At 39.7% G+C, this 19,798-nt stretch carries 22 protein-coding genes; 18 read left to right on the plus strand and 4 right to left on the minus strand.

The annotated features are described in order from the left end of the window. Positions 1–36 precede the first annotated feature (36 nt). The gene (locus AC4E8C_RS04185) at positions 37–867 is read left to right on the plus strand and encodes a sugar phosphate isomerase/epimerase family protein (protein ID WP_490210499.1); all 831 of its coding nucleotides are present in this window, start codon (positions 37–39) and stop codon (positions 865–867) included. Between the two features lie 67 nt (positions 868–934). Here the strand turns inward: AC4E8C_RS04185 and AC4E8C_RS04190 are convergent, their stop codons facing one another. Genes AC4E8C_RS04190 through AC4E8C_RS04200 form a run of 3 tightly spaced genes read right to left on the minus strand, consistent with a single transcriptional unit; the run spans position 935 to position 4,484 of the window. Then, a complete protein-coding gene (locus AC4E8C_RS04190; RefSeq protein ID WP_490210501.1) occupies positions 935–2,809 on the minus strand; it encodes a PTS fructose transporter subunit IIABC in 1,875 nt (624 codons plus the stop codon). Then, positions 2,806–3,738, minus strand: a complete 933-nt coding sequence (gene pfkB, locus AC4E8C_RS04195) for a 1-phosphofructokinase (protein ID WP_490210503.1) — start codon at positions 3,736–3,738, stop codon at positions 2,806–2,808. The genes AC4E8C_RS04190 and pfkB overlap by 4 nt, the downstream gene beginning before the upstream one ends. Then, positions 3,735–4,484, minus strand: a complete 750-nt coding sequence (locus AC4E8C_RS04200) for a DeoR/GlpR family DNA-binding transcription regulator (protein ID WP_490210505.1) — start codon at positions 4,482–4,484, stop codon at positions 3,735–3,737. The genes pfkB and AC4E8C_RS04200 overlap by 4 nt, the downstream gene beginning before the upstream one ends. 320 nt (positions 4,485–4,804) lie before the next feature. Here AC4E8C_RS04200 and AC4E8C_RS04205 point away from each other — a divergent pair, with 320 nt between their 5' ends. From AC4E8C_RS04205 to AC4E8C_RS04230, 6 genes are all read left to right on the plus strand, one after another. Next, complete coding sequence (locus AC4E8C_RS04205) at positions 4,805–5,392, plus strand: hypothetical protein (protein ID WP_490210506.1); 588 nt, start codon at positions 4,805–4,807, stop codon at positions 5,390–5,392. 216 nt (positions 5,393–5,608) lie between these two features. Further along, entirely contained in the window at positions 5,609–7,768 is a 2,160-nt protein-coding gene (locus AC4E8C_RS04210; protein WP_490210508.1) for a PQQ-dependent dehydrogenase, methanol/ethanol family, read from the plus strand. Positions 7,769–8,550: 782 nt separating this feature from the next. Next, entirely contained in the window at positions 8,551–9,420 is an 870-nt protein-coding gene (locus AC4E8C_RS04215) for a pentapeptide repeat-containing protein (RefSeq protein ID WP_490210510.1), read from the plus strand. 308 nt (positions 9,421–9,728) lie between these two features. Then, positions 9,729–10,445, plus strand: coding sequence for a CAP domain-containing protein (locus tag AC4E8C_RS04220; protein WP_490210512.1), 717 nt, complete (start codon positions 9,729–9,731; stop codon positions 10,443–10,445). Positions 10,446–10,621: 176 nt separating this feature from the next. Next, positions 10,622–11,107 carry an HIT family protein gene (locus AC4E8C_RS04225; RefSeq protein ID WP_490210513.1) on the plus strand — a complete coding sequence of 162 codons (486 nt, stop codon included), beginning with the start codon at positions 10,622–10,624 and terminating at the stop codon, positions 11,105–11,107. A 163-nt stretch (positions 11,108–11,270) separates the two neighbouring features. Next, positions 11,271–11,825, plus strand: a complete 555-nt coding sequence (locus AC4E8C_RS04230; protein ID WP_490212466.1) for a uridine kinase family protein — start codon at positions 11,271–11,273, stop codon at positions 11,823–11,825. A 51-nt stretch (positions 11,826–11,876) separates the two neighbouring features. On the opposite strand, the gene AC4E8C_RS04235 is transcribed toward AC4E8C_RS04230, so the two are convergent. Beyond that, the gene (locus AC4E8C_RS04235) at positions 11,877–12,218 is read right to left on the minus strand and encodes a YqzG/YhdC family protein (protein ID WP_490210515.1); all 342 of its coding nucleotides are present in this window, start codon (positions 12,216–12,218) and stop codon (positions 11,877–11,879) included. 116 nt (positions 12,219–12,334) lie between these two features. On the opposite strand from AC4E8C_RS04235, the gene AC4E8C_RS04240 reads away from it, so the two are divergent. From AC4E8C_RS04240 to AC4E8C_RS04290, 11 genes are all read left to right on the plus strand, one after another. Beyond that, complete coding sequence (locus AC4E8C_RS04240) at positions 12,335–13,003, plus strand: hypothetical protein (RefSeq protein ID WP_490210517.1); 669 nt, start codon at positions 12,335–12,337, stop codon at positions 13,001–13,003. Positions 13,004–13,017: 14 nt separating this feature from the next. After that, the gene (locus AC4E8C_RS04245; protein WP_490210519.1) at positions 13,018–13,515 is read left to right on the plus strand and encodes a GNAT family N-acetyltransferase; all 498 of its coding nucleotides are present in this window, start codon (positions 13,018–13,020) and stop codon (positions 13,513–13,515) included. A 17-nt stretch (positions 13,516–13,532) separates the two neighbouring features. Further along, positions 13,533–13,733 carry a hypothetical protein gene (locus AC4E8C_RS04250; RefSeq protein WP_490210521.1) on the plus strand — a complete coding sequence of 67 codons (201 nt, stop codon included), beginning with the start codon at positions 13,533–13,535 and terminating at the stop codon, positions 13,731–13,733. Between the two features lie 16 nt (positions 13,734–13,749). After that, on the plus strand, positions 13,750–14,256 hold the full coding sequence (locus AC4E8C_RS04255) for a GNAT family N-acetyltransferase (protein ID WP_490210523.1): 507 nt from the start codon (positions 13,750–13,752) through the stop codon (positions 14,254–14,256). 190 nt (positions 14,257–14,446) lie between these two features. After that, entirely contained in the window at positions 14,447–14,629 is a 183-nt protein-coding gene (locus AC4E8C_RS04260) for a hypothetical protein (RefSeq protein WP_490210524.1), read from the plus strand. A 331-nt stretch (positions 14,630–14,960) separates the two neighbouring features. After that, on the plus strand, positions 14,961–16,202 hold the full coding sequence (locus AC4E8C_RS04265) for an MFS transporter (RefSeq protein ID WP_490210526.1): 1,242 nt from the start codon (positions 14,961–14,963) through the stop codon (positions 16,200–16,202). A gap of 245 nt (positions 16,203–16,447) precedes the next feature. Next, entirely contained in the window at positions 16,448–16,984 is a 537-nt protein-coding gene (locus AC4E8C_RS04270; protein ID WP_490210528.1) for an HD domain-containing protein, read from the plus strand. A 42-nt stretch (positions 16,985–17,026) separates the two neighbouring features. Then, entirely contained in the window at positions 17,027–17,479 is a 453-nt protein-coding gene (locus tag AC4E8C_RS04275) for a DUF2269 family protein (protein ID WP_490212467.1), read from the plus strand. Positions 17,480–17,647: 168 nt separating this feature from the next. Continuing rightward, positions 17,648–18,652, plus strand: a complete 1,005-nt coding sequence (locus AC4E8C_RS04280) for a glutathione S-transferase family protein (RefSeq protein WP_490210530.1) — start codon at positions 17,648–17,650, stop codon at positions 18,650–18,652. 29 nt (positions 18,653–18,681) lie between these two features. Continuing rightward, entirely contained in the window at positions 18,682–19,185 is a 504-nt protein-coding gene (locus tag AC4E8C_RS04285) for a GNAT family N-acetyltransferase (protein WP_490210531.1), read from the plus strand. A gap of 319 nt (positions 19,186–19,504) precedes the next feature. Continuing rightward, positions 19,505–19,672 carry a YezD family protein gene (locus tag AC4E8C_RS04290; protein ID WP_490210533.1) on the plus strand — a complete coding sequence of 56 codons (168 nt, stop codon included), beginning with the start codon at positions 19,505–19,507 and terminating at the stop codon, positions 19,670–19,672. The last annotated feature ends 126 nt before the right edge of the window (positions 19,673–19,798 follow it).

Consider the following 19,798-nt stretch of genomic DNA (forward strand, 5'->3'; position numbering starts at 1 on the left):
TTTTGGTGCGGCTTCTTTTTAGAGTGAAAGAGGTGTATGTATATGAATTTAGGAATTCGAGCCCACGATATTGAAACAAATTCGTTAGAAGAACTGGTAAATGATGTTGCCGAAAAAGGATTAACTAGTGTTCAGCTTGCTTTAAGCAAGTCTTTGCCGGAACTTTATCCAGGTTTAGGGAGTCTATCTCCTGGTCTTGCTCGCCATATTGGAAATGCCTTTTCTGCTAAAGGAATTCAAATTGCTGTGTTGGGCTGTTATTTTAATATGATCCATCCTGACCCAATCGAGAGAAGAAAAGGGATCGACCGTTTTAAGGAGCATTTACGATTCGCAAGAGATTTTGGCTGCAGTATTGTTGGGACAGAAACTGGAAACGTCAATGCTGAAATTGTCTACACAAAAGATAACTTTAAAGAACAGCCTTTTATGGAAGTAGTTGAAAGTGTCTCGGAACTTGTGAAAGAGGCAGAAAAGTTTGGTGTTATTGTAGGAATAGAAGCAGGAGTAAACCATCCAATCTACTCTGTCAAAACCATGAAACGCCTTTTAGATCGGATTGATTCACCTAATCTCCAAGTTATTTTTGATCCGTTTAATCTGTTGACGATTGATAACTATCAGAATCAGGAAGAAATCTTTGAAGAGGCATTTGAATTGTTGGGAGACAGAATGGTTATCTTCCATGCCAAAGATTTTATCATTGAGGACAATTCTATAAGACAAGTGCCGGTTGGGCATGGTTTGCTAAACTACGGTAAGTTATGTAGTTTCCTAAGGCAGAGAAAACCATTGATAAATATTTTGTTAGAAGGAACAAAAGAACCGTATATTGACGAAAGTATTAAGTATTTGAGCGGGAAATAAAGGAGAAAAAGGAAGATTATATGCAAAAAAAACCTCGCTTCCTTAGTGGAAGTGAGGTTTTAATAAGCTATTCTGTTACTGGCTTTTTCAAGAATCCAAGTAATAATGCTGAAACGAATGCTCCGATAATAACAGCTAACAAGTAAAGTAACCAGTTACCATCAACAAGTGGAAAGACGAATACTCCACCGTGTGGGGCACGAAGTCCAATACCAAATAGCATAGTCAGCGCACCGGTAATTGCAGACCCTGCCATAACCGAAGGGATGACGCGAAGCGGATCAGCTGCTGCAAATGGGATGGCACCTTCTGTAATAAAGGATAAGCCCATTATATAGTTAACTTTTCCTGCCTCACGATCTTGTTGAGAAAACTTATTTTTAAATAAGGTCGTTGCAATGGCAATCGCTAATGGTGGAACCATACCGGCAGCCATAATCGCGGCCATTGGTCCATAGACCCCATTTGCTAATAATCCTGTACCGAACACATAGGCTGCTTTGTTAATAGGGCCCCCCATGTCAAACGACATCATTAATCCTAAAATGATTCCAAGTAAAACCGCATTTCCTGTTCCGAGACCGGATAACCAATCTGATATCGCTGAATTTAACGCACCAACTGGTTTGTTAACGACATAGACCATGATAAATCCAGTTAAGGCAATGCCTAAAAGAGGATATAAAAGAATCGTTTTAATTCCTTCTAAGGAAGAAGGCATACCTGCTAATACTTTTTTCAAACCAACAACGAGATAACCTGCTAAGAAACCTGCAACAAGTCCACCAAGGAATCCTGCCCCGCCGCTATTGGCTAACATACCACCGACCATACCTGCAGCAAAACCTGGACGGTCGGCAATGCTCATCGCAATAAATCCTGCTAAAACCGGCACCATTAAGGCAAAGGCATTATCTCCGCCAATCGCTTTTAATACGGCAGCAAAAGCATTGTAGCTTGGATCATCTGGATTAGCTGAATTAAAACCAAACATAAAGCTAATGGCGATTAAAATACCGCCGCCGACAACGAATGGAAGCATATTCGATACACCGTTCATTAAATGCTTATAAATCGTTGAACCAATTCCGCGGCCTGATGGTTCTTTTTCATTCTTCCCTGCTGAACTGTTTCCATGATAGATAGGAGCATCCTGCTTTAACGCCCGCTCAATTAATTGCTGGGGTTTGCGAATTCCGTCAGCTACCGGAGTTTCAATGACATGTTTACCGTTGAAACGATCCATTTCAACCTTTGTATCGGCTGCAACGATGACAGCAACAGCGTTAGCAATTTCATCGGTTGTTAAAACGTTTTTAGCACCGCCAGACCCGTTCGTTTCCACCTTAATATCAACACCCATTTCAGCTGCTTTTGCACGCAGTGCATCTGCAGACATATACGTATGGGCGATACCGGTAGGACAAGCCGTTACGGCAACAATAAATTGCTTTTTGCCAGCCATCGACTGGGTTTCTTCTTCTTCTTCATGATCATAGCTATTTATGATGTTTAATACCTCTATTGCAGATTTCGCTTCAAGGAGCTGCTTACGTGCCTCGTCCTTCATTAAAATAGTTGAAAGCCGTGCAAGTGCTTCTAAGTGTGTATTATTAGCTCCCTCGGTGGCAGCAATCATAAAGAACAGGTGGGCAGGCTGACCATCGAGTGATTCATAGTTTACGCCGTCAATTGATCTTCCAAAGGCAATCGCTGCTTGTTTGACCGCATTTGTTTTGGCATGAGGGATCGCAATACCTTCCCCAATACCAGTCGTACTTTGCTCTTCTCTTTTTAGAATGGCCTCTTTATAATCAGATCGGTTAGCTAACTTGCCTGCAGCATCTAGTACGGTTACTAATTCTTCAACCACATCTAACTTTTGATTACTTTTTAATGAAAGATTAATAGTCTCTTTGGTTAATAGTTCAGTTATTCTCATAGGGATTCTCCTCTTAAATGTCTCTTTTCTATTTTCACTTGAGGCAGTAAACCTTTTATATTTTCTCGTGTACATAAACCGATTGAAAAGGCAGTAGCACTACCAGCTGCCACACTAAAATGAAAAGCTTCTTCGAACGAGTTCGTTTTTTGATAGGTTGCCATAAACGCTGCTACCATGGAATCTCCTGCACCAACAGAGCTTTTTACTTCGCCTTTTGGGACTGAGGCAATCAGGGCGATGTCCTTATTAATGAAAACTGCTCCTTTGTCGGCCAGGGAGACAATGACATTTTGAACGCCGTCCTCCACAAGTTTTTTTCCAAATGGGATGACTTGTTCACAGGTAGTAATTTCTGTATTGAATAAATCGCCAAGCTCATGATGATTAGGCTTAATCAGAAAAGGCTTTAAAGGAAGGACTTTCTTTAATAAATCGCCCTCCGCATCTACAACAAAGTTTGTTCCATTTTCATTGCATATGTTTACTAATTCTTCATACGTACTTGCCGGCATGGATGAAGGAATACTTCCTGCCAGGATAAGGGTATCTTCGTTTGTCAGCTCCTGAATCTTTTGTTTCAAGGCGTCAAAGTCTTCCCTTGTAATCGTTGGGCCTTTTGCATTTACCTCTGTTTCTGTATTCGCTTTAAGCTTTACGTTTATTCTTGAATCGTCTTTAACTTTGACGAAGTCCGTTTTTATTTCTAGAGCATGTAAATACTGCTCAATATAATGACCGGTAAAACCACCGATAAAACCAAGGGCGTTGCTGTCAACGTCTAGTCTCTTTAGTACTTGAGAGACGTTAATCCCTTTACCGCCTGGCAATTTCGTCTCGTTTTTTGTACGGTTTAAAGCACCAACCGTGACTTGCTCTAATTCGACAATGTAATCGAGTGATGGATTGAGCGTTAATGTATAAATCATGATGTGACCACCTTTACTTTTGTCTTACTGAAAAATTGTTCCTTTGTATCTAGGTCAATTTCATTTGTTATGATGACTGCCTTGTGAAGGTCAGCAATTTTAGCGAAAGCAATCTCTGAGAACTTGGAATCATCTGCGACAACGAATGCTTCGCGAGCTAATGAGATGGCTAGCTGTTTAATCATCGCTTCTTCTTGATCAGGTGTTGTGTAGCCAAATTGGGGATGAATTCCATTTACGCCCATAAAGCATTTATCAAAACGATAGTGTTCCAGACTTTCTAAAGCTCCTCGGCCGATAAGGGCTTTGGTAGTTGGTTTGGCATATCCGCCGATTAAAAAGGTTTTAATATTTTTCTCAAGCAGCTCACTTGCATGGGTAAGTCCGTTGGTGACCACCACTATATTTGGTGGAAGATAGGGAATCATTTCAAAAACAGTCGATCCTGCATCTAAATAGATACATTCATCTTCTTCCACTAAACTTGCCGCATATTCGGCAATTTGACGTTTAGATTGAAGGTTTTTGGATGATTTCTCCGTCATACTTGGTTCTTGAAGTTTACCTTGAAGCCTCGCAGCACCCCCATGAACTCTCTTAAGAAACTTCATTTGTTCTAAAAATGTTAAGTCGCGGCGTATCGTTGATTCTGATGAATTAGTTAATTCCACAAGCTCTTGCAGCTTAACGGTGTTCTTTGTCTTTAATGCATCTATAATCATTTGATGGCGTTCTGGCTCTAACATTGATCTCACCTCTAAAACGCTTTCATTAATTTTACTGCTTTCATTTTATTCCATTATTATAAAAAAATCAATCAAAAACTTTCAAAAACAATAGTAAACAGTCAAATATAATTATAAGTAGTAATAATGATAGCGTTCTCCGTAGAAGGTAATTTAATGAAAGTTGAAGGAACAATATTCTCTGGATTCATCCAGTTATAGGTTAATCTGGTATAATAATGTTAAGATTGGAAAATTTATATGCATCTGTTTTGTATTATCTGCTGTTTTTCACATTTAGATATATTTGTATGGATTAACTTTTGAAGGGAGTCATGCGTGTGTTATCTTTCGAGGAGAAAAAGGCTATTTTTCAATCATTTAAATTGAAGGAAAAGAAAATTAGTAATGGTAGAGTAAGCTATGTCTACCCTGAAAGTAATCAAAAAGGTCAAGTATTGGCGACACAATTACATCCAAGTGGAAATGGTTATGTAGTAGGGAAGTATATGTCGGAAGAAACCATTAAAAAGCATGGTTATGAAGTGGACCCGCGCGGTTGGATTTCTATAAAAGTTTTTTCAAAGGATGAAATTGCAAAGGTAATTACAGAGGCAATGAAATCGATGTGCCTCCAAGAAGACGAGGCAGAGGGGATTATTGAAAAACAGGACTCTCTTACAACAGCTGTTCCCGAAAATGAAGTGACCGATCAACATGATACTGCCAGTAAAGAACAGATCCAATTAAAAGAAGAGAAACCGAAAAATGAAATTCAGCCTGCATCTCCATTGGAAGTTTATCCTGGTTCATGCTTATTTGCTTGGATGGGGCTGGCATTATCAACAATGGAATATGGCTTTTTGATATGGAGGAAGGCTGTTAGGGACTATGTAGGGACAGATTCAAAGATTAAAAATAAAGCGTAAGTAATCAGAAGACCTTGCCATTATAAGTTGGCAAGGTTTTTTTATTTGGGGGAGTAAATAAGGAAGCAATAGAGTCAATTCTCTATTCACTTGTGAAAGTTTATATATAAACCTAGTAATTATATTTTGCAAATCTAAATAAAAATAGTTATTTTACAGAATAGTCTAAATATACTGTATATATAGGTATTAATAAATAGGAAAGTAGGTGCAGGATTGAAAACTAGGAATAATGCAGGGCTTTTTATTGGGGGGCTTGTGGGTTTACTTGTTCTTGTCGTACTTTTTACTATTTATCTATCATCTGTTGATGAAAAAGAAAAGACGGATGGGAAGCCTAAGGGAAATGAAAAACCGCCCGTCACTCAACCAGTAGTAAAGGATCCCATGACACCAGCCTTTACAAGCCAACAATTGACAACGCTTCCAAAGGATAATTGGATTACAAATGGGGGAAGTACCTATAATCAGCGCTATTCAACTTTGGACGAGATTAACACTTCAAATGTTAAAAATCTCAAAGGGAAATGGGTCACACATCTCGGTTCTGGACAGGAGTTTAAGTATTCGGGTGAGGCATCACCTGTCGTTTATAACGGAGTGATGTATATTATTACAGGTGCGGATGAGGTATCTGCAATAGATGTGAAGACGGGTAAAAACTTATGGTTATACAAACCAGAGCTTCCCGAACTAACCACCGTTTGCTGCGGCTGGACCAGCAGGGGTGTAGCGATTGGTGATGGGTTAGTTTACGTAGGCCTTTTAGATGCCCGGCTTGTAGCATTGGATCAAAAAACAGGTAAGGAAGTTTGGTCCACTGTGGTTGATGATTGGAAAAAAGGTTATACCATTACGAGCGCGCCGCTTTACTACAATGGTAAAATTTATTCGGGAATATCAGGCGGGGAATATGGAACAAGGGGCCGGGTAACCGCTTTTGATGCAAAGACGGGGAAAGAAATGTGGCGCTTCTATACGATTCCAGGACCTGGGGAGTCTGGCCATGAAACATGGCCTAGTGACAATGATGCTTGGAAACGCGGGGGAGCACCTGTATGGCAAACGCCAGCGGTTGATCCAGAAACAGGGATGCTGTACTTCTCGACAGGTAATGCCGGACCGGATGTCGATGGAAGTGGAAGAAAAGGAGATAATTTATTTGCTGCTTCTATTGTGGCCATTGACGCAGAAACTGGAAAATATAAGTGGCATTTTCAAGAGGTACACCACGATATTTGGGATTTAGATGCACCAAATCCAGTGGTGTTATTTGATACCGAGATGGATGGGAAAGCGGTTAAGGGACTTGCCCAAGCAGGAAAAACGGGTTGGGTGTACATTTTAGATCGGACCAATGGAAAGCCGCTAGTCGGAATAGACGAGGTACCTGTACCACAGGATGAACGTCAAGCGACAGCGCCAACCCAACCGATACCTAAAGGGGATGCCTTTGTGCCTCAGTCATTTACCCAAGAGGAAATTCTCAAAGATGCTCCAGATTTCAAAGGTAAATTTGGTAAAATATTTGATCCGTTCTGGGAGGAACCACTTACTTTAAAACCTTCTGCTGCTGGCGGGGCGAATTGGCCGCCATCTGCATACAATCCAGACACAGGGTATTTTTATGTAGTAGCAACAGACCAGTATATGGCCTTTGCCAGAAGTGAAGAGGAATTTAAGGAAGGCAGCGTTTATTTAGGCAGTATCATCGCACCTGTCGATAATGCACCAAGAAGAGGTACCGTGACTGCCATTGATGTAAAAACAAATAAAATTGCTTGGCAGCAGAAATGGGATGATAGTGCCTATAGTGGAGTTTTAACAACAAAAGGAGGCCTTGTTTTCGTTGGTCATAATGATGGAAGGTTAATAGCTTATGATGCCAAAACAGGTGATCAGGTATGGGAATTCATGACAGATGCCGGAGTCAATTCTGCACCGGTAGCCTATGAAGTCGATGGTAAACAGTATATCTCTGTCCTTGTTGCTGGAAACTCCCTAGCTGGGTCAAAACATGGTGACTCACTATGGACTTTCGCTCTGGATGGTACGATTGACTCTGGCACAACCCCAGTAGCCGAAAATACAAATGGAAACTCAGATAGTGGAAATGGGGGGGCTACTGCTAGTGTGGATGATGGTCAGAAGGTTTATGAAGGGAACTGTCTAGCCTGTCATGGAAGAGAAGGGACAGGTGGACACAATGGACCAGATCTGCAGCTGAGTCAAGTAGCTAAAGACCCAAACAAAGTGATGGAACAGGTGAAAAACGGCGGGAAGGTTATGCCACCCTTTGGTACGGTCTTGACAGAGCAACAGGTAAAGGATGTTACGGCCTATGTAACAGAGGTTATAGCGAAAAAACGAGAATAAGTCATTGGGCTGACCAGTATCGGATTACTGGTCAGCTTTTTTATAATTTTTGGATTAAGTTGTAATTAAGGACAAAACTAACAGGCGAGCCCGTCAAAATGTCTTTAAAAAGGCTTCTAAAGGACAAAACTAACAGGCGAGCCCGTCAAAATGTCTTTAATAAGGCTTCTAAAGGACAAAACTAACAGGCGAGCCCCTTAAAATGTCTTTAATAAGGCTTCTAAAAGACAAAACTAACAGGCGAGCCCGTCAAAATGTCTTTAATAAGGCTTCTAAAGGACAAAACTAATAGGCGAGCCCCTCAAAATGTCTTTAATAAGGCTTCTAAAGGCCAAAACTAACAGGCGAGCCCCTCAAAATGTCTTTAATAAGGCTTCTAAAGGACAAAACTAACAGGCGAACCCCTTAAAATGTCTTTAATAAGGCTTCTAAAGGACAAAACTAACAGGCGAGCCCCTTAAAATGTCTTTAATAAGGCTTCTAAAGGACAAAACTAACAGGCGAGCCCCTCAAAATGTCTTTAATAAGGCTTCTAAAGGACAAAACTAACAGGCGAACCCCTCAAAATGTCTTTAATAAGGCTTCTAAAGGACAAAACTAACAGGCAAACCTCTCAAAATGTCTTTAATACAACTTTAAAGTACAAACCAACAACCAAGTCCTCAAAAATTTATCCCCAATCCTAAGCATAATTGACCGGCCTAATTGTCGATGCTATATTAAAAGGTTGAGAGCTACATAAAAAATAGACAACTATTAAATTAAATTAGGAAGGAAAGGAAGTGAAGAATTTGCCTAATCGTTCAAACGTGTTAAAAAGTGATGACATTAGTCGTGAACACCTTCATGCTGATTGTGAAAACTGTTTTGGCTTGTGCTGTGTGGCCCTGCCATTTGCCATTTCAGCCGACTTTGCAATGAACAAGGATGGGGGGGAACCATGCCCTAATTTACAGTCGGATTTTCGTTGTGGGATTCATCAAGACCTTCGGCAGAAAGGCTTTAAGGGATGTACCGTTTATGAATGTTTTGGAGCGGGACAAAAAGTATCTCAAGTCACATTCGGTGGAAATGACTGGCGTAAAGAACCAGAAAGGGCAAAGCAAATGTTTGCGGTGTTCCCCATTATGCATCAACTTCATGAGATGCTTTGGTATTTGACGGAAGCCCTAACCTTAAAAGCTGCCACTACCCTTCACAAGGATCTTCGTTTAGCCATTGATGAAACGGAAAGATTGACTCTGCTTGGTCCTAGTGAACTGTTAGAACTAGACATTCCAGCACATAGGGCGAACATAAATAATTTACTATTACGTACAAGTGAACTCGCACGGGCTGATTCACTGAAAAAACCTGCGAAAATATATGCCCACGGGGCTGACCTGATTGGTGCAAAACTACGAAAAGCTGATCTTAGAGGAGTAAACTTGAGAGGAGCATATCTTATTGCTGCGGACCTCAGAGAAGCAGATTTACGGGGTGCTGACCTGATTGGTGCGGATTTTCGAGATACAGATCTTAGAGGGGCAGATCTAACGGGAAGTATTTTTCTTACACAAGATCAGATTAATGCAGCCATAGGTGATGAACGTACAAAATTACCTCCATTGCTTACCCGTCCCGCCCACTGGTTGAACAAACAACAAAAGTAAACTTTATTAAAAGAATGTAAAAACCGATACTTCGCTGAAATATTTGTTAAATAGGACCTTTTTCGAAAGAACTGTCAACCCCTTTTTTTCTATAATTACTGGAAATTATGTGTAGAATTAGTAGCCAAATAGAGTAAGAATGATTATTACTTTTTTCAACCAAAGGCTTAATATGATAGGAATATAGATAGAGTTGAAAGCACAAGAAAATTTTTTCCTGTTAAATTCTTCCTCAAATATGACAAAAATCATATGTTACGATGATTGTGCATATGAACGGTAAATCGTCAAAACAGGAGGAATTTCTTATGAAAAAGAAAAAGGTAATTTTATCTTTAGCCACTGCAGTTGCATTAGTAATGGCTAATCCAATTGTAAATCAAGCAAGTGCAGCCACTACTAGCCCATCTGGTCAGGAAAAGGTCTATGTTTATCAAGGTTCTACTATGAATGAAATTAATACTATAATAGAAAAATATCTTGCAAGTTTTGGATTTAAACTTTCAAAAAATACAGCGAATCCACCCGCACAAACTCAAACAACTCAACCAACGACAGGTCAGCAGCCTTCTCAGACGGCCGAAACAAAACCAGCTGAGCAACAGCCGACAACCACAAAACCCAGCACAACACAATCGACTAGTGCCTTAAACGCTTTTGAACAACAAGTTGTCGATTTAACGAATCAAGAGCGTACCAAAAATGGTTTACCTGCCCTTAAGGTAGATGAACCGCTTAGTAAAATGGCCCGTGAAAAATCCCGCGATATGTCTGCAAATGGCTATTTCAGCCATACCAGTCCAACATACGGGTCTCCATTTGATATGATGAAAAAGTACGGAATCACTTATCAATCAGCGGGTGAAAACATTGCGATGGGACAAAGAACTCCCGAAGAAGTCGTTAAGGCCTGGATGAACAGTGAGGGGCATCGTAAGAATATTCTTAGCCCGAACTATAATTACATTGGTGTAGGCTTTGTCGAACAAGGAAATTATTGGACACAAGAATTTATCGGCAAATAAACATACTAAGGCTTGGGGGATTATTCCTCAAGCCTTTTACCTCTAATCCTACCCTCTAGAGTTACCTCAACTTATTTATTCCTTTTTTCTCCAAATACTTTTATACTTAAAATATATTATTAAACTGAAATTTTTAAAAAATATGTCATTAAGGATATTCCACAGGGAGACCGTTCATGAGAAAGATAACCTTATCAAATGGAAATACAGTAGAGGTAGAATGTTTAAGCTGTGCTATAACGAGCGGACTAGTGGAGCCTGATGGAGGCGTTGTCATCGAGACAGAGTATTTCCATGCCCATCAGGATGTTGCCTATCCTATCAAAGGATTAATCATCCTAGCATCCAAACGCCACTTCAAATGTTTTGATGAATTAACAGAAGAAGAGAAAATCGATTACCTTAACATCTTGACCAAAATTAGAAAAGCACAGCGTGAAGTTTTAGGTATTGAATCTGTTTATTATTTTTACAACGAAGATACAACCCATCATTTTCACACCTGGATGGTCCCGCGCTATGAGTGGATGGAGGAATTTGGACGTTCTGTAGAGTCCGTCCGACCCGTATTGCTCCATGCTAGGAACAACATGAATGATGAGGAGAATGTTAAAGAAGTAATCGACGCGAGTAAGCAGCTATCGGAAGCACTTAACATCTAGCAAACGAGCAAGGGAAGAGAATGAACCTTCCATTAAACGCTTGCTCTTCTCCTCCAACAAACAGGTCCAAACCAATGTAGAATTCATTAAGAAAAATATTATGTTGGGCGTGATTTAAATGAATTATAAGGTGAAAAAAGGAGAGTTTCGCACGTTAGAAGAAATGGTTAAAGCACTTGGCCATCTTCCTAGAAAACTTTCAACGCTGTTAATTGGAATAGATGGCTGTGGCGGAGCAGGAAAAAGCACATTAGCGCAATTAGTAAAAGAGGCGTATTCCAATGTAACCATCGTTCATATAGATGATTTTTATTTTCCAAAAGATCAAATCATTCAAAGTCACCCAACCCAAAAGCCAATTGGAGCAGATTTAGATTGGCAACGAGTATTCGCACAAGTCATTGAGCCACTCACTAAAGAGCAAAGCGGATATTACCAGCGCTATGATTGGGATTTGGATCAATTGGCAGAGTGGCATACCGTACCCACAGGTGGGATTGTCATTATTGAAGGGGTATATTCCACACGCAACGAATTGCAAACCTATTACGATTTGACCATTTGGGTCGATTGTCCAAGAGAAATACGACTGAAAAGAGGCATTGTCCGCGACGGAGAGGGAGCTCGTCAGACTTGGGAAAATAACTGGATGGTTGCTGAGGAAATGTATATGAATGAGCATAAGCCGCAAGACCGGGCCGGGCTTGTACTCGAATAAATGGAAAGGACAATGAGGGAACGTCTAAAAAAATGCTCCCTCTTATCGAAACTACCTCGCTGTCTCTTTGAAGGTAATCTTTATGACCTTTTCGGTTCTAGTATCAAATTGAATTTCTACGAAAACACCAAATTCCTTGTTGTTCTCTTTTAACCATAGTTTAAACTTTTCTGTGGTGTTAGGAATTCCAGGTACCCGTCCCATGTGGAGGTAGTCAAGGATATTCGCATTTGGATATCTTTCTTTGGTTTTTTCCATGGCCAAGGTTCCCCATTTTGCATAGGGTGGAATGGGCTTTTGTTGGGCGCTTGCTTTATCAACAAATTTAAATGGGTAGCCGCCGGCAGAGATAAAACCAGTTAGGACTATGATACAGATCAACAGTTTTTTCAAGTCATCACCCTCTTTTCAAATAGCATGGCTAACCAAACAGTAACTTATGTGGAAATCGATAAAAAACAACGTTCCAGCAGATCTTGCTCGAACACCATAATTGAGGTGATTCTAGGATGTATCAAATTACTGAAGGGCAGATAGAAAGAAATCAATATTCAACGATTCCTTATACATGGATACATAAAGAACATAACAAGGCCATCTGTATTATGCTGCCCGGACTTGGTTATACCACACAGCGGCCATTGTTTCATTACGCGACGGGATTATGTTTGGACCAGAATGTTGATGTAATCCATGTTAATTACACCTTTGCGAAGAATGAGCAATTTAGAAAACTGAATGAGGCAGAGCAAATCCATTGGATGTATGAGGATGTAAAGGCTGTTGTTGAAGAAGTCCTAAAAGGTGCCCATTATGAGCAATGTTTCTTTCTAAGTAAATCGATTGGCACCATCCCAATGGCAATGGAATGGACACAGCAAAATTACATTCATAAGGCTGTTGGTATATGGTTAACACCCATTCTGAAAGAAGACATGGTATACCAGGCACTAGTAACTACCGACCAGCCGTCCCTTTGTGTTATCGGTGATCATGATCATCACTATATTGAAGAACGAGTCTTTTCTTTGAAAAATAATCAACATGTCGACACGCTTGTCATTCCAAATGCTAATCATGGTTTAGAGATCGATGGAGACCTGCAAGGAACATTGGATGCTTTAAAAATAGTAATAGTCCATTTGCAGGAATTTATTAGTAAACACAAGATTTCTTAATGGAGGAAACGCAATTGATTATTAGAGAAGTTAGAACCTCTGATGCGGATAATTTAGTTCAGCTGATTCAACAGGTTGAGATGGAGTCGGAATTTATGCTGATGGAAGCAGGAGAAAGACAAATTTCACCTGAGCAACAAAGAAAAAGAATTGAGAGTATGAAAAATAATGAGAACACGACTATCTTTGTTGCTGAAATAGATAATAAATTGGCTGGATATTTGTTTGCGATTGGCGGCACAGCGAGAAGAAATAAGCACTCTGTTTATATTGTTATTGGAATTCTAAAGGAGTTTAGAAGTCGGGGGATTGGAACAGTGCTTTTTGAAAAATTTGAAGAGTGGGCAAAGGATCGAAATATCCACCGCCTAGAGTTAACAACCGTCATCCGCAACGAAGCAGCAGTTGGATTGTATAAGAAAATAGGCTTTGAAATTGAAGGTACCAAAAGGAATTCTCTTTTTATTGAAGGGGAATTTGTAGACGAATATTATATGGCAAAGTTTTTATAAAAAAGGGGGAAATGTCGATGGAAAGAGCAGGTAATTTATTTGGACTGTTTGCTGTTATTCCTATTTTAATTTACTTAGTCATTTTAGGCTTTGGGATTTACTTTATCGTCCGAACGATCAGGTTCATGAATGAAAAAACTAAATTGGATCAAGAAAGAAATGACAAGTTAGCATCCTTAATAAAAGCTTTGCAGGATCGTAAAGACTCTGGGCAGTAGTGAGGAGGCAGATAATATGGAAATTAGGCTGCTAAATCCAGCTGATGCAGAACAATACTGGTCATTAAGATTAGAGGCAGTGAAGAATCATCCAGAAGCCTTTTTAACAAGTTATGAAGAATCAGTAAAAAGGAAAAATCCCGTTGAAGAGGTCGCACGAAATTTTGCAGCAAATGAAAATTATACCTTTGGAGCTTTTGATCAAGAAAAGCTCATCGGCATGGTCACCTTATTTCAGGAGGAACGACTCAAAATACGTCATAAAGCAAACATTTTTGCGATGTATGTAAGCTCGCACAAACGGAAGCTAGGTGTAGGAGAAGCATTGATGAAGGAAGCCATTAATCAAGCTCGTAAAAATGGCGATGTAGAAAAAATCAATTTAACCGTCACCGCTAGTAATGAAAAGGCAAAAAGGCTTTATCATAAGTTAGGCTTTAAAACATTTGGATTGGAAGAAAAGGCTCTTAAAGTAAATGGTGTGTATTATGATGAGGAGTTTATGGTCTTGCACTTGAAATGAATTTTAAGTTCTACCTATCTTAATGCTGGAAAAGGTGTCAGGCACCTTTTCCAGCATTTGTACTGTCTATAAGTTTTTTATTGCAATGAAAGCGTTTACATTTAGTGAATTACATGGTATGATGAATCAAAGGACCCCATGATTTTTTCATTAGGGAGATCCTCATGAAGTGATGAAAGGGGTAGAAAACATGGCCAATAGTGTTTTTGAACTGTTGAGAAAAAGAGGGATTGTTGTACCAGAAAACCAAATTCAGCCGTTAATGTCTCATCTGGATGCCTATCAACTTTTAAAAAACAATCCCAATTTTACCAAACAAGCCAGTCCTAACCTCAGACTAAGACAGATTCCCAACGATCATAGAAATTGGTAAAGAGGCACCAAAATAATCTACTATATATTGCATCATAGGATGTCCGAACGGTGGGACATCCTTTTATTGTTTCTTTTATATCCATAAAGTAACAGAATTTCCTTGTATATCAAAAACAATTCGAGTAAGATAAATATACGTTATAACGAAAGGGTGACTTTAAGGCCAATGATCTACTAATCCTATGTTGAACGTCATTCGGTTTAAACGAATATATTTCTGGATAGGGTTAGTGCGGGCTTTTTTAGATAAAAGAGCAATGTTCACAGTTTCTTGAACATTGCACTTTTGGGTGCCTCCTATCCGGATTGATGGATAAGGAGGCTTTTTTATGGAACAAACACATTCAGAAGTGACAGTCGGATCATTATTCCGGAACAAGGTAATTCGAACATTATTGCTGTCGACATTTTTTCTTCAGATTGGTATTTGGGTTCGGAATTACTCCATTTTGCTATTTGTGGTTGAAAAAACAAATGAAGATCCCGTAGCGGTATCTCTAATCTCGGTTGCTGAGTTTGTGCCAATCTTTCTGTTTTCTTTTATTGGGGGAACCTTTGCCGACCGTTGGAAGCCGAAACGTACAATGATTTGGTGTGACTTTTTGAGTGCCGTTTCAATTTTTGTGGTCTTGTTTGCACTTGTATTTGGGGGCTGGAAGGTCATTTTCTTTGCGACATTAGTATCGTCAATTTTGTCTCAGTTTTCACAGCCCTCTGGTATGAAGCTATTTAAGCTCCATGTGAAGGAAGAACTCATTCAAATGGGGATGTCGATTTATCAAACCATCTTTGCATTGTTTATGATTCTAGGTCCAGTCCTTGGTACATTTGTGTACCAGCAATTCGGCATATACGCCGCGATAGGGATTATGGGAATTGCCTTTTTACTTTCTGCCGGAATTTTATTCTTACTTCCACAGGATTACGAGCTTGAGGAAAAGTCTGTGGATACGACTGTTATGCAAGAAATGAAGGCTGGGTTCAAATATGTTTGGAACAGCCGAGCCCTGTCCTTACTGGGCGGCAGTTTTGCAGCGGCAGGATTAGCACTTGGACTTACTCAGCCGTTAGGGGTTTTTCTTGTTACCGAACAGCTCGGATTACCGAAGGAACAGTTGCAGTGGTTAATGGCTGCATTCGGGGTCGGGATGATTTTAGGCGGCGGACTAACAGTGGGGCTGGCAAAGAAAACTCCACCTCAGATTCTACTTGCGATTGGTATGAGTATCAGTGCCCTTGGGTTTTTAGTTATGGGGTTATCTGACATGTTTTGGTTGACGTTAACCGCAGAATTTATTAGTGGTCTGTTTATGCCCTGCATTCATATTGGTATCAATACAATGATTCTGAAAAATACGGATTCTGCTTTTATTGGCCGGGTTAATGGAATATTAAACCCTATTTTCATGGGAACAATGGTCATCACGATGACGGCGAGCGGCTGGTTGAAAAAGATGTTTTCTCTTGTCGTGATGTACGAAACAACTGCCTTGCTATTTGTGGTAGGGGTACTGATTCTTGTGCCGCTATTTAAGGCTACGACTGTTTTGAAAAAGAGTGAAGAGGCGTAAATAGGAAAGAGAAAGGAGCTTGAAGAGTCAAGCTCCTTTTGTGTGCTGATTGGCAAGTGCTATCGGCTGTTTGGGGCACGCTGATAGAAGTGCAGTATCCGCTGATTGAGGCCTGTTATCCGCCGATAGAAGTGCAGTATCCGCCGATTAGGACATGTTATCCGCCGATTGCCCCATACATTATCTCAAATTGAAAAACCTGTTATAATTAAGGATAAGGATATTTAATAGTGGAGGGGTAGTGAATGGATCTTATTGAAAAAGCATTGCAAACTGCTGCGCGAGCGCATGACAAGCAATTTCGGAAAGGAACGAAAATCCCGTATATCACTCATCCGGTTGCAGTAGGGATGATCTTGTTAAAGGCTGGCTATAACGATTCATTAGTTGCTGCTGGGATCCTTCATGATACGGTAGAAGATACTGAGGTTACATTAATGGATATTGAACGTGAATTTGGCACGGCCATTGCGGGGATAGTAGACGGATGTTCAGAACCTGATAAGTCGCTTTCATGGCAGCAGCGAAAAGAACACACCATTGACTTTTTAAAAAGTGCTTCAAGTGATATTCGAGCAGTGGCCTGTGCGGACAAACTCCATAATATCCGGTCAATTATTAATGATTACAACCAATATGGTGAAGAAATTTGGACTAGATTTAATGCAGGTAAAGAGAAACAGAAATGGTATTACTCCACGATCGTTGCGAGTCTAAAATATACTAATTCTTTTCCTTTAGCAGATGAATTAGAAACAGAGGTTAAGCGTTTATTTGGATGAAAAAGTACATGTTGCGCTGCTAATGGAGGTCACAAAAACGTGATGACAGTTTATAAAATAGTTGTCTTTATACATATTTTTTCTGCCATTTTAGGCATGGGACCAGGTTTTATATTAACAACGGTTGTTAAATCGGGGAATACGATGACCGAATTACGCCATTCCTATAAAATCAGACATAAGTTACATATTTTTGTGATGGTTGGCGGCACGATGCTGCTGTTGACAGGATTGGTGATGGGCTTTTTAAATCCAAACCTGTTCCAAATGGGCTGGTATTTGACAAGTCTCGTTCTATTTTTGGCCGCACTTGCAATGGGACCGCTCGTCTTATCCCCTAGGTCAAAACCTGTTAAAGAATTATTAGCGTCACATCAAGGGGAGCAGATACCAGAGGAGTACTGGCGGTTGTCAAAAGGATTATTCCGTTATGAACACTTGGAAAACGGTATATTTTTAATCATCATTGCACTGATGATTTTAAAACCATTTTAAGCGAGGTATGGTGATCATACCTCGCTTTCATATACCTAGTGAAAAATATCAGAATATTGATAATTTTGATTGACTCATAAAAGCTGAAAATATTAAAATTAATTAAACCAATTGAATTACTTGTAATTGATTACTATTCCATTTTTTTATAATGAGAGGATGAATAAAATGCCTGAGAATGTCCATGAGGGTGCAGGAGTGGTGAAAGAAATTAAAGCGGATGGCTCTTTTAATCGCCAGAAAAATAGATTCACGACGCCTTTCGGACACGGTGATGGAGAGTTACCGATTGAAGCAGGACGATATCGTCTTCTATGGTCGGCGGTTTGCCCATGGGCACACCGCTCTGTGATTGCGCGGAGAATCCTTGGATTAGAGGAAGTTATTAGTCTAGGTACAGCTAGCCCAATGAGACCCAAACTGCCACATGTAGACTGGGAGTTTTCTCTCGATAAAGATGGAAAGGACCCTGTTTTAGGAATCCAATATATAAGTGAAATCTACTTAAATACTGACCCTAATTACTCAGGTAGGCCGACCGTTCCCGTTATCGTTGATCTGAAGGAGCGAAGGGTAGTAAATAATGATTATTTTAAACTAACAAACTATCTTGAAACCGTATGGGCACCATATCATAAAGAAAATGCCCCCAATCTGTATCCGGAAGACCTACGAGGCGAGATTGATCAGTTAAACGATATTATTTTTAACGATGTGAATAATGGGGTGTATAAATGTGGTTTTGCCCAGTCGCAAGAAGCATATGAACTGGCGTATGATACCTTATTTGCAAGATTGGATGAATTAGAAGAACGGCTTTCGACACAACGATTTTTAATAGGAGATTATATTACCGATACAGATATTAGACTTTATGCTACCTTAGTCCGCTTCGATGCAGCTTATTACTCAGCCTTCAAAGCAAATCGTAATCGAATTGTGGATTTTCCTAATCTTTGGGGCTATTTGCGCGACCTATATCAAACACCTGGATTTGGGGATACCACGGATTTTGAGGCAATCAAAAGGCATTATCACTTATCAAACCATATTGCCAGTGATGATCAAAAGAGTTTTAACATACTGCCAAAGGGACCAGATTTGTCGGGACTATATTCGAAACATAATCGAGAAATATTAAGTAATAAAGAAGAAAAGTTTTTAATACAATGACAGAAAACAGACTAGGGGCACTAGAAAAAATGATGATACGTGATGCTTTAATTGAGGAACTGCCACTTATCCGAGAACAGAGGATCAAAGCCTACGAAATACATGCTGCCGCTTTACCGGAAGATCATTGGAAGGCGTTGAAAAAGGGAATCTCTTCAGATGCGGATACGAATGAGGAGCTTGAAACTATTATAGTAGAAATAGATGGTACAATCGTTGGAAGTGTCGTTTTATATCCCGCTAAAACCGATGCTTACAAAGGGCAGGTTGATAAACTCGATTATCCTGAAATTCGGATGCTTGCTGTGACTCCACAGGCGCAGGGGAAAGGTGTTGCAACGGCACTTGTAAAGGAATGTATTCGTCGTGCCCAAGCAAAAGGCTATCACTCTATTGGACTGCATACTGGAGAGTTTATGGAAAGTGCGTTGAGTTTGTACAGACACCTTGGTTTTATACGGTTGCCACAATACGACTTTGAACCTGCAAATGATGGGATTATTGTCAAAGCATTTATACTTTCCATTAATTAAAAAATGTATATTAATGGAAAAAGTATTTTTATCTCATTTTTTAAAATAATCAAAAAACATACTTGACAGGTAGGAAAAGTCAGAATAAAATAGAAATAATTTAAAGCCTAGATTTACTAAAAGAATAATGAGCTGATTGGTCAACCAAAGGCTTATACTCCGCATCATGAGTATAAGCCTTTTTTTGATGTAAAAGGGAGAGGGGAACCAGATGTTATATCCAATAAGTAAGGGCAGTCCGCATTGTCGTTAGTTGGTTTTTTTAGTGTAAAACCAAGTATTCTTATAAGTTATAGGAGATTAAGGGGGATAATATCATATGGCAGTAGTTGATCAGGCGAAAGCGAATTTAATTTTATCCACTATTAAAAACATCGAGTACGGTTCTGTCACCATTACCGTTCATGATGGAAACATTACACAAATTGATAAGACCGAAAAAACTCGCTTTGAATCAAAGCGAATATCATCAAAGAATCAAAAATGATCATTATACCTATTCCGATTAAAAAGCCGATCAGTCCACTGAAGGCTGCTTATTTTTAGACGTGCAAAAGGAAAAGACTGCCTTGATATGGCTTTCTATCCTTCGGCATGCATCTAAAAATTAGCA

This window comes from Neobacillus sp. SRL179 (genome assembly GCF_984799095.1).

Coding starts and splice junctions, on each gene's coding strand:
- pfkB (WP_490210503.1), bottom strand. CDS start 3,738: ATGATTTATACATTAACGCTCAATCCATCACTCGATTACATTGTCGAA.
- AC4E8C_RS04230 (WP_490212466.1), top strand. CDS start 11,271: ATGGTTAAAGCACTTGGCCATCTTCCTAGAAAACTTTCAACGCTGTTA.
- AC4E8C_RS04250 (WP_490210521.1), top strand. CDS start 13,533: ATGGAAAGAGCAGGTAATTTATTTGGACTGTTTGCTGTTATTCCTATT.
- AC4E8C_RS04190 (WP_490210501.1), bottom strand. CDS start 2,809: ATGAGAATAACTGAACTATTAACCAAAGAGACTATTAATCTTTCATTA.
- AC4E8C_RS04275 (WP_490212467.1), top strand. CDS start 17,027: ATGACAGTTTATAAAATAGTTGTCTTTATACATATTTTTTCTGCCATT.
- AC4E8C_RS04285 (WP_490210531.1), top strand. CDS start 18,682: ATGATGATACGTGATGCTTTAATTGAGGAACTGCCACTTATCCGAGAA.
- AC4E8C_RS04220 (WP_490210512.1), top strand. CDS start 9,729: ATGAAAAAGAAAAAGGTAATTTTATCTTTAGCCACTGCAGTTGCATTA.
- AC4E8C_RS04280 (WP_490210530.1), top strand. CDS start 17,648: ATGCCTGAGAATGTCCATGAGGGTGCAGGAGTGGTGAAAGAAATTAAA.
- AC4E8C_RS04255 (WP_490210523.1), top strand. CDS start 13,750: ATGGAAATTAGGCTGCTAAATCCAGCTGATGCAGAACAATACTGGTCA.
- AC4E8C_RS04185 (WP_490210499.1), top strand. CDS start 37: ATGTATATGAATTTAGGAATTCGAGCCCACGATATTGAAACAAATTCG.
- AC4E8C_RS04240 (WP_490210517.1), top strand. CDS start 12,335: ATGTATCAAATTACTGAAGGGCAGATAGAAAGAAATCAATATTCAACG.
- AC4E8C_RS04260 (WP_490210524.1), top strand. CDS start 14,447: ATGGCCAATAGTGTTTTTGAACTGTTGAGAAAAAGAGGGATTGTTGTA.
- AC4E8C_RS04225 (WP_490210513.1), top strand. CDS start 10,622: ATGAGAAAGATAACCTTATCAAATGGAAATACAGTAGAGGTAGAATGT.
- AC4E8C_RS04270 (WP_490210528.1), top strand. CDS start 16,448: ATGGATCTTATTGAAAAAGCATTGCAAACTGCTGCGCGAGCGCATGAC.
- AC4E8C_RS04200 (WP_490210505.1), bottom strand. CDS start 4,484: ATGTTAGAGCCAGAACGCCATCAAATGATTATAGATGCATTAAAGACA.
- AC4E8C_RS04265 (WP_490210526.1), top strand. CDS start 14,961: ATGGAACAAACACATTCAGAAGTGACAGTCGGATCATTATTCCGGAAC.
- AC4E8C_RS04290 (WP_490210533.1), top strand. CDS start 19,505: ATGGCAGTAGTTGATCAGGCGAAAGCGAATTTAATTTTATCCACTATT.